Source organism: Angustibacter peucedani (genome assembly GCF_054779595.1).
The window spans coordinates 91,942-104,110 of sequence record NZ_BAAGXY010000021.1; the positions used below are offsets into that span (position 1 = coordinate 91,942).

At 74.0% G+C, this 12,169-nt stretch carries 14 protein-coding genes; 6 read left to right on the top strand and 8 right to left on the bottom strand.

Features of this window, described 5'->3' with window-relative positions; translation table 11 throughout:
- The first annotated feature begins 8 nt into the window (after positions 1 to 8).
- The gene (locus ACYVJ4_RS05875; protein ID WP_460459177.1) at positions 9 to 416 is read left to right on the top strand and encodes a YkvA family protein; all 408 of its coding nucleotides are present in this window, start codon (positions 9 to 11) and stop codon (positions 414 to 416) included.
- Here the strand turns inward: ACYVJ4_RS05875 and ACYVJ4_RS05880 are convergent.
- From ACYVJ4_RS05880 to ACYVJ4_RS05905, 6 genes are all read right to left on the bottom strand, one after another.
- Entirely contained in the window at positions 413 to 1,192 is a 780-nt protein-coding gene (locus ACYVJ4_RS05880) for a uracil-DNA glycosylase family protein (protein WP_460459178.1), read from the bottom strand. The genes ACYVJ4_RS05875 and ACYVJ4_RS05880 overlap by 4 nt on opposite strands.
- A gap of 11 nt (positions 1,193 to 1,203) precedes the next feature.
- Positions 1,204 to 2,847: a S41 family peptidase gene (locus ACYVJ4_RS05885; RefSeq protein WP_460459179.1), complete on the bottom strand. Its 1,644-nt coding sequence runs from the start codon at positions 2,845 to 2,847 to the stop codon at positions 1,204 to 1,206.
- 26 nt (positions 2,848 to 2,873) lie between these two features.
- Positions 2,874 to 4,391 (bottom strand): amidohydrolase family protein, encoded by a 1,518-nt coding sequence (locus ACYVJ4_RS05890; protein WP_460459180.1) that lies wholly within the window; start codon positions 4,389 to 4,391, stop codon positions 2,874 to 2,876.
- Positions 4,392 to 4,512: 121 nt separating this feature from the next.
- Positions 4,513 to 5,463 (bottom strand): threonine/serine dehydratase, encoded by a 951-nt coding sequence (locus tag ACYVJ4_RS05895; protein ID WP_460459181.1) that lies wholly within the window; start codon positions 5,461 to 5,463, stop codon positions 4,513 to 4,515.
- Positions 5,460 to 6,272, bottom strand: coding sequence for a L,D-transpeptidase family protein (locus ACYVJ4_RS05900; protein WP_460459182.1), 813 nt, complete (start codon positions 6,270 to 6,272; stop codon positions 5,460 to 5,462). The genes ACYVJ4_RS05895 and ACYVJ4_RS05900 overlap by 4 nt, the downstream gene beginning before the upstream one ends.
- Positions 6,273 to 6,444: 172 nt before the next feature.
- Positions 6,445 to 7,077, bottom strand: coding sequence for an NYN domain-containing protein (locus ACYVJ4_RS05905; RefSeq protein ID WP_460459183.1), 633 nt, complete (start codon positions 7,075 to 7,077; stop codon positions 6,445 to 6,447).
- A gap of 117 nt (positions 7,078 to 7,194) precedes the next feature.
- Between ACYVJ4_RS05905 and ACYVJ4_RS05910 the strand changes: the two genes are divergently transcribed.
- From ACYVJ4_RS05910 to ACYVJ4_RS05925, 4 genes are all read left to right on the top strand, one after another.
- On the top strand, positions 7,195 to 7,317 hold the full coding sequence (locus ACYVJ4_RS05910) for a hypothetical protein (RefSeq protein ID WP_460459184.1): 123 nt from the start codon (positions 7,195 to 7,197) through the stop codon (positions 7,315 to 7,317).
- 94 nt (positions 7,318 to 7,411) lie between these two features.
- Positions 7,412 to 8,542, top strand: a complete 1,131-nt coding sequence (locus tag ACYVJ4_RS05915) for a Re/Si-specific NAD(P)(+) transhydrogenase subunit alpha (protein ID WP_460459185.1) — start codon at positions 7,412 to 7,414, stop codon at positions 8,540 to 8,542.
- A complete protein-coding gene (locus tag ACYVJ4_RS05920) occupies positions 8,542 to 8,847 on the top strand; it encodes an NAD(P) transhydrogenase subunit alpha part 2 (protein WP_460459186.1) in 306 nt (101 codons plus the stop codon). The genes ACYVJ4_RS05915 and ACYVJ4_RS05920 overlap by 1 nt, the downstream gene beginning before the upstream one ends.
- Positions 8,844 to 10,241, top strand: coding sequence for an NAD(P)(+) transhydrogenase (Re/Si-specific) subunit beta (locus tag ACYVJ4_RS05925; RefSeq protein WP_460459187.1), 1,398 nt, complete (start codon positions 8,844 to 8,846; stop codon positions 10,239 to 10,241). Before ACYVJ4_RS05920 ends, ACYVJ4_RS05925 begins: the two co-directional genes overlap by 4 nt.
- Here ACYVJ4_RS05925 and ACYVJ4_RS05930 read toward each other — a convergent pair.
- The gene (locus ACYVJ4_RS05930) at positions 10,238 to 10,669 is read right to left on the bottom strand and encodes a hypothetical protein (protein ID WP_460459188.1); all 432 of its coding nucleotides are present in this window, start codon (positions 10,667 to 10,669) and stop codon (positions 10,238 to 10,240) included. The genes ACYVJ4_RS05925 and ACYVJ4_RS05930 overlap by 4 nt on opposite strands.
- Before the next feature lie 39 nt (positions 10,670 to 10,708).
- Between ACYVJ4_RS05930 and ACYVJ4_RS05935 the strand changes: the two genes are divergently transcribed.
- Complete coding sequence (locus ACYVJ4_RS05935; RefSeq protein ID WP_460459189.1) at positions 10,709 to 11,482, top strand: lysophospholipid acyltransferase family protein; 774 nt, start codon at positions 10,709 to 10,711, stop codon at positions 11,480 to 11,482.
- An 85-nt stretch (positions 11,483 to 11,567) separates the two neighbouring features.
- On the opposite strand, the gene ACYVJ4_RS05940 is transcribed toward ACYVJ4_RS05935, so the two are convergent.
- Positions 11,568 to 12,164: a PH domain-containing protein gene (locus ACYVJ4_RS05940; RefSeq protein ID WP_460459190.1), complete on the bottom strand. Its 597-nt coding sequence runs from the start codon at positions 12,162 to 12,164 to the stop codon at positions 11,568 to 11,570.
- Positions 12,165 to 12,169 lie beyond the last annotated feature (5 nt).

Sequence of the window (12,169 nt, forward strand, 5' to 3'; positions counted from 1 at the left end):
TCGCGGCCGTGCGGAGCTGGCTGGTGGCGCTGGGGATCGGCGTCGCCGTGGTGCTGGCGACGTGGGCGCTCATGGTGCTGCTCGCGAGCCGGCTGCCCGAGGGCACGGCCCGCGACCTGGCCCGGCTGCTGCCCGACTGCCTGACCACCGTGCGGCGCCTGCGCCGGCACCCCGACGTCCCGCGCAGCGCGAAGGTCGCCGTGGCGGTCGCCGGGCTCTGGGTGCTGTCGCCGGTCGACCTGATCCCGGAGTTCTTGCCGGTCATCGGGCCGTTGGACGACGTCGTCGTGGTCGCGCTGGCCTTGCGCTACGCCGGACGACGGGTGCCGCGCGAGGTGCTGCTCGACGCCTGGCCCGGACGACCCGAGGTGGTCGAGCGGCTGCTCGGACCGGCGCGGCCCGACCCGGAGCTCTAGGGCTGGCCGTCCGGCGCGCGCCACACCAGCGTGTGCCGCAGGTCGGTCGACGGGCGCTCGACGCTGTTGTTGTGCTTCGGCCGGCTGGTGCGTCCCTCGTGGTCGTCGCCGAGCCACGCCGGCACGCCGAACGGGAGGTCGCGCGGGGGGATCCGGGCGTAGTCGGACTCGGCGAACTTCGCGCCGTAGTTCGGCCCGCTCGCGTCCCCGTCGTCGTCCGGCGTCACGACGCCGCGCAGCTGCTGCACGGCGGCGTGCCACTCGGTGACGAGCTTCTTGGCGTCCCGGCTGGACGGGTGGGGCACCTGCAGCACCGGGACGTCGGGGGCGTCGTCCCAGAGCTTGACGGCCGCGCGGGCCTGCGCGCCGAAGGCGACCACCGCCTGCAACGAGGGCCCGGTCACCTTGTCCAGCAACGTGTTCCGCCACGTCCGGTGCTGCGGCTCCGACAGGATCGGCGTCGCGCCCTGCGCCCGCGACGGCAGCAGCGCGTACGAGAACGCGTTGACCAGGACGTAGCTGCGGGTCAGCCCGAGCTTGGTGAGGAAGCCCTGCACGCGCTGGCCCGCGTCGCCGACCAGGGTGCGGTTGGCGATCCGCTCGGTCGGCCCGGGGTCGGAGGCGATGCACAGCAGGCGGGCCGAGCGGTCGAGGCGGCCGCGGTAGAAGACCGGGCCCCAGTCGTACCAGAACAGGTCCCGGTGCGGCGCGTACGTCGGCATCGCCGCGAGGTGGTTGGCGACGGCCTTCGGCGGCCCGGCGTCGAACTCGACCACGTGCATCCTCCCTAGGGCGTCTGCGCCAGGACGTCGGCGCAGAAGGCGTACAGGTCCTTGTTGCTCTTGAGCAGGTCGTCGCGGGTCATGTCGTAGGGGATGCCGGTGATGCCGAGGTCCTCGATCGGGATGCCGTCCGAGGTGCCCGACCGGATCGCCCGCCGGATCGCGAGGGTGAAGCCGGACCCGGCCGGCATCGGGTCGTACTGGTGGTCGGTGCCGGCGAGGGCGTCGCGCAGCTGGTCGCCGGTCCAGACGTTGGCGCCGCCCGCTCCCGTCGCCTGCCCGACGCAGACGAGGGGGCCGACGCCGTTGTCGACCCAGCCGGCCGAGAACAGGTCGCCCGACGAGTAGGTGTTGGCGTCGACGACCGCGACGGCCGGGCCCGGGTAGGCGCGGCCGCGGTCGTTGCACCACTGCGGGTCCGTGAGCGGCAGGGGCTGGGCGTACTGCTCGCCGGTCGAGATCGCGTCCTCGAGCGAGGGCGCCCAGGCCTGCAGCTCGAGCCGGTTGAACGGGCTCGCCGCCATCTCCCGCGTGAGCGGTGAGGCGACGAGCTGGAAGCGGGTGGGCAGCACCGGGTTGTCGGTGAAGAGCTGCAGCATCCGCTCGGCCGCCCACACCAGGCCGCCCGGGTTGGCCCGCAGGTCGACGACCAGCCCGCCCTGGGGCAGCAGCCCCAGCAGCCGCGTCACCTCGTCGAGGAACGCGTCGTCGTCCCCGACGTCGAACGACCAGATCCGCAGGTAGCCCAGCGTCGGCGACAGAGCGCGCGCGGCCAGGGTGTCCTGGAACGACGTCGGGATCGGGTCGCCGGCGCCACGCTGCCGCGGGACGACGGGGGCCGCGTTCTCGGCCGCCCAGAGGTGCGGCGCGAAGAGCAGCTTCTTGGCGCGGCGCACGGCCTCGGCCGCCGGGTTCGTCGCCTGCTTCGTGAGCGCCCGCGAGCCGGGCTGGGCCGCGGTGCCGGCGCGCCCCGGCACCAGCAGCCGCCAGGGCAGCCGCAGCTCGCGGCGGGCGCCGCGGCGCGTCCGGTAGCCCACCACGACCCAGTGCTCGTCGGGCGGCGGGCCGTGGTCGAGGGAGCGGAACGTCAACGACTCCAACGCGCGGGCCCGGCGCGCGTCGGGCCGACCGCCGGTCTCGCGGTCGGCGTGCACCTCGACCGCACGCGCGAACGGCACGCCGTTCCACATCTCCAGCCGCACGCCGGCCTCGAAGCTGCCGTCCCCGCCGACGTCCGGTGCGGTCTTGGTGACGAGGAACTGCGGGTCGTCGGCCGGTCCGTACTGCTCGACGAGGAAGGGCAGCGCCGCGACCTGGCCGCGCAGCGAGACCGGCCCGACGTACCGCGTGTGCGCGTCGCGCAGCCGGGTGACCACGCCGCTGACCGCGAGGTGGAACTCGGCGTCCGTGAGGTCGGCGGCCCGGCGGCGCAGCAGCTCGAGCTCGTGCACCGGGTCGATCGCGTACGCCGCGCGCTTGGCGGGCAGGTGCGCGTACGCACCGCCGAGAACGGCGATCAGGGTGTCGAGCACCTGCTGCCGCTCGCCGCCGTCCAGCCGTCCGTCGTCCGCGGCCGGGACGTCGGCGAGGGCCTGGCCGCGTTGTGCCGCAGCGACATCGGTGGTGCGGCGCGCGGTGCGTGCGGCCATGGTCGGCGTCCCGTCGGTCGAGGCGGTCAGGGGTAGTAGGTGGCCAGCTCGTCGAGCACGCCGCCGTGGAAGCCGCGGCCGACGAGCGAGTCGAGCCAGGCCGCGTCGTGCGACAGCGACTGCAGCGGAGGGACGACGACGTCGTCGAGGTCCTTCGGCAGGCCGCCGACCGGGCCGACCCCGGTGGGCATGTCGAGCGCCAGGCGCAACGGGGCGTCGCGCGCGTCGAGCCGGCCCGCGAACGCCGCGAGGTGGCCCTGCGCCTTCTCGATCTCGGCCTTCGGGTGGGCGCGCACCTGCTCCATGCGGTCGACGACGTCCGACCAGGCCCACGACGCGGTGGCGTCGTCGGGCGGCGACAGCGCGAGCCGGCGGTCCTGCCCGGCCACGGTGATGCTCGTGACCGGGTCGGCGGCGGCCCTGCCCATCAGGGTGGCCGTGCCGTACCGGGCCCGTCCGGCGACGACGACGAGCTGGACGTCGGGCTCGGTCGAGCGCACGACCGCGCGGTACGGCGCAGCGGTGCGCGAGGCGTGCAGCACCAGGACGTCGGCGATGGCCCCGGGCTCGAGCCGGCCCACCTGGCGCTTCCACGACCGGGCCAGCACGTCGCCCGGCGACGAGGTCACCATCTCGACCAGGTCGCGGTCGGTGAGCCCCCAGCCCAGCTGGTCGCTGACGGTGCGGGCGACCTTGACCTCGCCCAGCACGTGCTTGGTGCCCGACGGCGCCCAGTCCGATCCGAGGCACACGGTGATGCCGGCGGCGCGCGCCGCCGGCACGTCAGTGGTCTGCCCGTAGAGCCAGAGGTTCGAGAACGGCGACCAGGCGATGGCACCCGGGCGCTGCGACCAGGCGGCGAAGCGGGCGGGGTCGACGGCGTTGGCGTGCACGGCGACGAACCGCTCCTGCAGGCAGCCGGCCTGCTCGGCGGCGGTGAACTCGCGCGCGACCAGGCTGCCGCGCTGCCCCTCGGAGCAGTGGTAGATGAAGCTGGAGCCCTGGCGCATCCGGTTGGCCCGGTCGGCCAGGGTCGGTGCCTTGGCCGTCAGGGTCGAGGCGTACACCAGGCCGGCGTCACCCGTGCCGAAGGTCTCGTCCTCGACGTTGCGCACCAGCCACCCGTCGCGCGGCCGGTTCATCGGCGGCGAGCCCTGGATCGTCGTGGTGCCGCCCACCAGGGCCTTCGTCTCGACGTACGCCAGCAGCTCCGCCGGGCAGGCGGTGATCAGCGCGTAGGCGGGCCAGGTCGTCGAGGCCGCATACGTCTTCGCGCGCGGCCACGAGTCGTGGTGGGCGAACGGCGTCGCCTGCGTGGGCTCGGTCCACAACGGCAACGTGTTGTAGGCCAGGTGGTTGTGCAGGTCGACCAGGCCGGGCATGACGATCGACGTGCCGACGTCGACCACCGTCGCGCCGGCGAACGCCGCCGGGCGCTTCTGCCGCGAGGTGGTGACGGCGGCGACGAGTCCCGCGTCGTCGATCCAGACCGTGCCGGCGAACGCGCCCGATCGGGACGTCGGCACGTCGGGGTGGTCCGACATCGGGAGGACTCGGCCGTGGATCGCCCACATGTGCACCGCCGTGGCAGTCAGCGCAGCGGACCGCGTCGGTCCCTGCGATCCTCGCCATGATGAACCCGGCGGACCAGCGCTGGGAAGCCTTTCAGCGCAACAGGTCTGACGGGTCGGTGTTGCTGCCGCAGAGCACGACCGCGACCGACTCGTCCGGTTCGGGCCGGTACGCCCCACTCGTCAGAGCCGCCAGTGCGGCGGCGCACCCGTGCTCGACCACGAGCCGCGCGTCGTCCCACATCTGTTGTCTCGCAGCGATGATGGCGTTCTCGCTGACGAGCACGCTCTGCACGTCCTCGGCGACGGCGGCCGCGAACGCGATGTCGCCCAGCCGTCGCGCGCCCAGCGAGTCGGCGGCGACGCCCGAGACGTCGACGTCCGTCGGACCACCCTCGCGCAGCGCGGTGTGCAGCGTCGGGATCGTCTCGGGCTCGACGCCCACGACCCGCGCGCGACCGTGCAGCGCCGTCGCGACGCCGGCCATCAGCCCACCGCCGCCGACCGCGACGACGACGGTGTCGACGTCCGGCAGCTGGTCGAGCAGCTCGAGCCCCAGCGTGCCCTGGCCCGCGCACACCTCGGGCTGGTCGTACGCGTGGACGAACAGGGCGCCGGTGGTGCGGGCCCGCTCCACCGCGGCCGCCATGGCCTGTGCGTACTCGGTGCCGTGCTGCACGACGACCGCGCCGAGCGCCGCGAGCTTGGCCACCTTGACCGCGGGCGCGGTGGTCGGCACGCAGACCTCGGCCGGGACGCCGATCGCGCGTGCCGCGTACGCCACGGCTAGCCCGGCGTTCCCTCCGGACGCCGCGACCACCCCGGCCGCGGGCAGCGAGCCGTCGTCGCGCGCCGCGAGCAGCCGGTTGAACGCGCCGCGGGCCTTGAACGACCCCGAGTGCTGCACCAGCTCGAGCTTGGCCCACCACGGACCGGCGATGCCGAGCGCGCCCGCCTCGAAGCGGGCGACCGGGGTGCGCCGCACGTGGTCGTGCACGCGGCGCGCGGCCCCCGCGACGTCGTCCGGCGTGATCGACCGGCTCACGCGGACAGCCGGCTGCCGTCGCCCATGACGACCACCGGGTGGTCGGACGGTGACAGCTCGCGCAGCAGCGTGCGCATGCCGGCCCGCGGCACCGACACGCAGCCGTGGGTCGGTCCGTCGTGGTCGACGTGCAGCCAGATGCCGCCGCCCTTCGCGTCGCCCAGCGGGTGCGTGCTGTCGAGCGGCGAGACGCCCTTGCGGCGGTTGAAGTCGATGGCGATGACGTAGTCGAAGCTGCCGGCGAGCGAGTCGCCGAAGACGCCGGAACCGCTGGGCACGAAGCTGTTCGAGCGGTGGTACGGCAGCTTGGTGCCGGGGTCGGTGAGGCGACCGCCCGCGTCGGTGAGCGTGTACGTGCCGGTGGGCGTGCGCAGGTCGCCCTCGCGGTGGTCGTCGGTCCAGCCCCGCGCGCCGAGGTGGCCGCGCCACGAGGCGGTCTTGCGCCAGGCGCCGCCGCTCAGCTCGTAGAGCTCGATCGTGGCCTTGGTCGAGGTCGGGCCGTCGCCGCGCACGACGACCGCCTTGCGCGTGGCGGCCGGCACGGTCTTCAGCGTCCGCGGGCCCAGCTGCGCGACGTCCCCGAGCAGGCGCGGCGTCTGGGACTGGTCGGCGCTCGGCTGTCCCCCGGTGGAGCCGCTGCTCGCCGTGCGCGCGGCGTCGGACGACGGCTGCTGCGTCGCGCCCGCGCCGCTCCCCGGCCCGCCCGCGGCCGCCGCGCCGGGACCGTCCCCGTCGCGCGTCATGAGCGCCACCGTGGTCGCGACGAGCGCGAGCAGCAGGGCCACCGCGAACGTGCGCCGGCGGCGCACGCGCGCCGAGACGCCCGGACGGCGGTGGGCCGGCGGACGACGGTGCGCGGGGACGCGGTGGGTGCGCGGGGGCGGCTGCGCGATGGCTCTGCCTCTCGTGAGGCGTGCTGACGGGTGCGGTCCAGCCTAAGCCCGCACCGCTCGCGCGCGACCCAGGCCGGCGGCGTGGCGGCTAGCCGCCCGCGACCTCTCGCAGCGACCGGGTGGGCCGCAGCCACGCGCCCTCGACGGGCAGGGCGTCGAGCCGCACCCGCTCGAGCGGCGTGACGAAGGCGCCGGGCACGTCCTCGAGGTCGACGAAGGTCAGCAGGTCGGACTCGAGCGCGTAGCCCGCGACCTCGCTGAACGACAGGACGACGACCTCGACGCCGTCGCGCGCCAGGTGCTCGAGCGGCTCGAGGAAGTTGCGCCCGTCGCCGCTCGCCACCACCAGCCGCACCAGCTGGTGCGAGGCCGCGCGGTCGGAGATGTGCGCCAGCATGTCGAGGTCGACGTCGTCGTCCGGGTGCTGCTTGGGCTTGGCGAAGACGGCGTAGCCGAACGACCGCAGCGCCTCGATCCAGCCGCGCATGCCGGTGGCGGCGGCGGGCGGCACGTTCGCGAAGACGCTCGCCTCCACGTTGCGGTCGCCCGCGGCCTGCACGAACCAGCGCGCGATGACGTCGAACCGCGGGCGCGAGGCGGGGGAGGGCTTGGCGCCGATGACGTTCGACAGCGTCATGTCGATGTTCGGCGCGTCCCAGACCAGCAGGTCGAGAGGCGCCGCACCGGGAGCTGCGGGATCGTCCGTGCGCACGTCCGTCATGGCGGCATCGTGCCACCTTGACGAACTTACTCTGAGTAGGTTACGGTTCCGTAGGTCACCGGGGGTGGACTCCCACACGCTGCGGCCCCACGAGGGCCCGACCCGCAGGAGATCCCGATGACGTCCGACCACCAGCCCGAGAACGAGCACGAGCACCAGCGCGACGCCGGAGCAGCCCTGCTGCTCGGCGCGGTGGTGCTGGCCCTGCTCATGATCGGCTACGTGTACCTGCGCGGCTGAGCCGCGCCGAGCGCGACGGCGCCCCAGGACGCGCTGCACCTGTGATGCAGCACATGTCGTCCTGGGGCGTCTGCGTCCCCTAGGTTGCGTCGGTATGAGGATCGCCGTGCCGGCAGAGACGCGCGAGGGCGAACGACGGGTCGCGACCGTCCCCGACACCGTGGCCGCGCTGGTGCGGGACGGCCACGAGGTGGTCGTGCAGTCCGGGGCCGGGACGCACGCGCTCGTCACGGACGACGCCTTCCGCGAGGCCGGCGCGAGCGTGGTCGACGGCGACGTGCTCGGCGGCGCGGACGTCGTCCTGCACGTGCGCCCCCTGCTGCCCGCTGACGCCGGCCGGCTCAGGCGAGGGGCGGTCACGATCGGCTTCCTGTCGCCGTCCGCCGAGCCGGACGGCGTCGTCGCGCTGCGCGACGCGGGCGCCACGGCGTTCTCGGTCGAGCTGGTGCCGCGCATCTCGCGCGCGCAGTCGATGGACGCGCTGACCTCGCAGGCCCTCGTGGCCGGGTACCGCTGCGCCCTCGAGGCCGCGACCCGCCTGCCGCGCTTCTTCCCGCTGTTCATGACCGCGGCCGGCACCGTGCCGCCCGCCAGGGTGCTGGTGCTGGGCGCCGGTGTGGCCGGGCTCCAGGCGATCGCCACGGCCCGCCGGCTGGGGGCGCAGGTCGAGGCGTACGACGTCCGCCCGGCCTCGGCCGACGAGGTGCGGTCGATGGGTGCGACGTTCGTGCAGCTCGAGCTCGAGGCGATCGAGGGCGCCGGCGGCTACGCGCGCGAGATGGGCGAGGACCGCGCGGCCCGCCAGCGCGAGCTGCTCGCCCCGTTCGTCGCGAAGAGCGACGCGCTCATCACGACCGCCGCGGTGCCGGGGCGACCGGCGCCACTGCTCGTGACGCGCGCGATGGTCGAGGGGATGAAGCCGGGTTCGGTGGTGGTCGACCTGGCCGCCGAGAGCGGCGGCAACGTCGAAGGATCCGTTGCGGGAGAAGAGATCCCGGTGGGTGGTGCCACGCTGGTCGGCATGCGCGACGCGGCGTCCACGATGCCGGTCGACGCGAGCCGCCTCTACGCCAAGAACCTCACGAACTTGCTGGCCCTCATGGTGTCCGGCGAGGGCGACCTGGCCCTCGACCTGGACGACGAGGTGCTGGCCGGCGCCTGCGTCGTGCACGACGGCCAGGTGCTGCACGAACCCACGAACGCGCTGCTGGAGGGAGGGGTCTGATGGACGCGATGACGCTGCTGACGTTCTTCGTCCTGTCGGTCTTCGTCGGCTTCGAGGTCGTCTCGAAGGTGTCGACGACGTTGCACACCCCGTTGATGAGCGGTGCCAACGCGATCCACGGCGTCATCCTCGTGGGCGCGATCCTCGTCACCGGCCGGACGTCGTCCACGATCGGCCTGGTGCTCGGCCTGGCTGCCGTCGTCCTGGCGACGGTCAACATGGTGGGCGGTTTCGTCGTCACCGACCGGATGCTGGAGATGTTCAAGGGCCGGGCGCCCCGCCCGACGCCGGGCGGTGAGCGGTGAACCTGCTCTCGCCGACCTGGACGGCGCTCGGCTACCTCGTCGCGGCCGCGTGCTTCGTGCTGGCGCTCAAGGGCCTGTCTTCGCCCGCCTCCGCGCGGCGCGGCAACCTGGTCGGCGCGGCGGGCGCGGTGCTCGCGGTCCTGGTGGCGTTCTTGTCGGAGGACCTGCACCACGAGGCCGCGATCCTCGTCGCGATCGTCGTCGGGTCGGCCGTCGGCGTGCCCGCCGCGCGGCGGGTGGCCATGACCCAGATGCCGCAGCTGGTGGCGCTGTTCAACGGCGTCGGCGGTGCCGCGGCCGCGCTGGTCGCCGGGCTCGAGCTCACGCTGCACGCGGACGGCGGTGCGGTGGCCGCGGCTGCCGGCGCCTTCACGGTGCTCGTGGGCTGCGTCTCGTTCAGCGGCTCGTGCGTCACCTTCGCCAAGCTGCAAGAGCTCATGACGACCCGGCCAGTGACGATCCGCGGCGGGCAGTACCTGTTCGGCGGCTCGTTGCTCGTGGCCGTGGCGCTCGCGGTGGTGGTCGTCGCGCAGGGCGCGGACGGCGGTGAGCCGCAGGCCTGGACGCTCGCGCTGCTCGCGGTCGTGGCGCTGGTCGTCGGCGTGCTGTTCGTGCTGCCGGTGGGCGGCGCCGACGTCCCGATCGTCATCTCGCTGCTCAACGCCTTCACGGGACTGACGGTGGCGGCGTCCGGCTACGTGCTCGAGAACACGCTGCTGCTGGTGGCGGGCACGCTCGTGGGGGCGAGCGGCACCATCCTGACCCGCCTGATGGCCGCGGCCATGGGTCGCTCGATCGCCTCGATCCTGTTCGGGGCGTTCCGCCCGTCGACCGTCGCGGTGGCCGGGTCGGGCGAGGACCGGCCGGTGCGCTCGGGCAGCCCGGACGACGTCGCGATCCTGCTCGGCTACGCGCGCAAGGTCGTCATCGTGCCGGGTTATGGGCTGGCCGTCGCCCAGGCGCAGCACACCATCCGCGAGCTGGCCGAGCTGCTCGAGGCGCGCGGCATCGAGGTGCTCTACGGCATCCACCCGGTGGCGGGCCGCATGCCCGGGCACATGAACGTCCTGCTGGCCGAGGCGAACGTGCCGTACGAGGTGCTCAAGGAGATGGAGCAGGTCAACCCCGAGCTGCGCACCGCCGACGTCGCCCTCGTCGTGGGCGCCAACGACGTCGTCAACCCGGCGGCCAAGTCGACGCCGGGCGCGCCGATCTACGGCATGCCGATCCTGGAGGTCGACCAGGCGCAGCAGGTGGTGTTCCTCAAGCGCTCGATGCGGCCCGGGTTCGCGGGCATCGAGAACGAGCTGCTCTACGACCCCCGCACCACGCTGCTGTTCGGCGACGCCAAGGACTCGCTCACCAAGGTCGTCTCGGCGGTCAAGGGGCTCTAGGTCGGCCGGCTCTCGGGCTCGACCGGCTGGTCCTTCAGCGCAGGCTCTGCCCTGCGGCGCAACGACTTCCACGCCCAGACCTCGGTCGTCGTCCCGGCGGCGAAGGCCTTGGCCAGGTCCGACCACCCCACCGGCGGCACGGCCTGGTCGCTGGTGCCGAAGACCTGCGCGCCGCCGGAGGTGAAGACCTCGAACCGCAGCACCCCCTCGACCAGCACCCGTCGTCCGCGCAGGTCGAAGCCCACCGGCAACCGCGGCGAGCGCCAGGCGAGCACGCCGGCCACGAAGTGCGTGAACGCGCCCGCGCCCGAGTCCTTCAGGCCGCGCACCTGCAGCACCGCCTGGTCGCCGCCCTTGAGGCGCACCGCGAACAGGTCGCCGAGGTGGAGGTCGGCCGTCGACTCCGGCGTCAGGGGGTAGCGGGTCACGGCGTCCGAGCGTAGTGACACGGGCAGTAGGGTCGGCAGATGGCCGACCTCGTGTACCCGCCGGTGATCGGGCTGGCGCGCACCGCGTTCCTCGCGCTGGGCATGAAGGTGAGCGTCACCGGCGCCGAGCACGTGCCGCGCACGGGTGGTGCGGTGCTGGCGAGCAACCACGTCAGCTACCTCGACTTCATCTTCGCCGGCCTGGCCGGGCGCAAGCACCGGCGGCTCACGCGCTTCATGGCCAAGGACGCGGTGTTCAAGGACCGCATCGGCGGCCCGCTGATGCGCGGCATGCACCACATCCCGGTCGACCGCGACGCCGGCATGGCGTCGTTCCGCGAGGCGCTCGCCGCGCTGAAGGCGGGCGAGGTCGTGGGGATCTTCCCGGAGGCGACGATCAGCCGGTCGTTCACGGTGAAGGAGCTCAAGTCCGGAGCGGTGCGGCTGGCCCAGGCGTCGCGCACGCCGCTGGTGCCGGTGGCGGTGTGGGGCGGTCAGCGGATGTTCACCAAGGGCCGGCCGAAGGACCTGACCTCGCGAGGGCGGCACGTGCTGATCGAGGTCGGCGAGCCGATCCCCGCCCCCAAGACCGCGGACGGCGACGAGCTGACCGCCGCGCTGCGGGTGCGGCTGCAGGAGCTGCTCGAGGGTCTGCAGCGCCGCACGCCCGAGCAGCCGCGACCTGGCGAGGACGCCTGGTGGCACCCGGCGCACCTCGGTGGCACGGCGCCCACGCCCGAGGAGGCCGCCGCCCTCGACGCGGCCGACCGCGAGACCAAGGCCGCCCGCCGACGTCCCGACCCGTCGTCCTGACCCGCCGCCTCACCGCACCTTGGTTGCGAAGTGCGGTCTAACGGCGCCCCTGAGCGCACTTCTCGACCAACGTGCGGTCGGACGGTCAGTCGTCGTGGCGGGGGCGGAAGCGCCGGCTGGACGCGATGCCCTGGGGACCGAAGAGCTCGGCCGACAGCACCGAGAACAGGAACTGCGAGCGGCCCAGGAAGTTGACCGTGTGCAGGGCCTGCTCCTGCCCGGCGGACTCGAAGACGAACTCGCCGTAGCCGAGCAAGCGGCCCACGACCGAGACGTTGTACGACATGTCCGTGACCTTCGACAGCGGCATGACGGCAACGCGCCGGGTGAGGATCCCGTAGGTCAGCAGCAGCCGCTCGTCCGTGACGACGAACCAGTCGCGGCGCCACTCGTACAGGTTCCACAGCATGCGCAGCACGAGCACCACGGCGCCGAGGGCCACCACGTTGGTCAGCAGGCTGAACGAGTCACCGACCTTGGCGACGACGAGCCCGGCCAGCACCACGCCGCCCACGGCGCTCGCCACCGGCTCGGCCACGACCGCGAGGTGCCGGCGGGTCGTGATCACCGGGCTCTCGGTGGGCAGCAGGTAGCGCTGCACCTGCCGACGTCCGATCTCGGAGACCGGCGGCGGAGGCCCGGCGTCGTGCGGCCCGACCGGACCCAGCCGTCGCACGGCCACGGCGG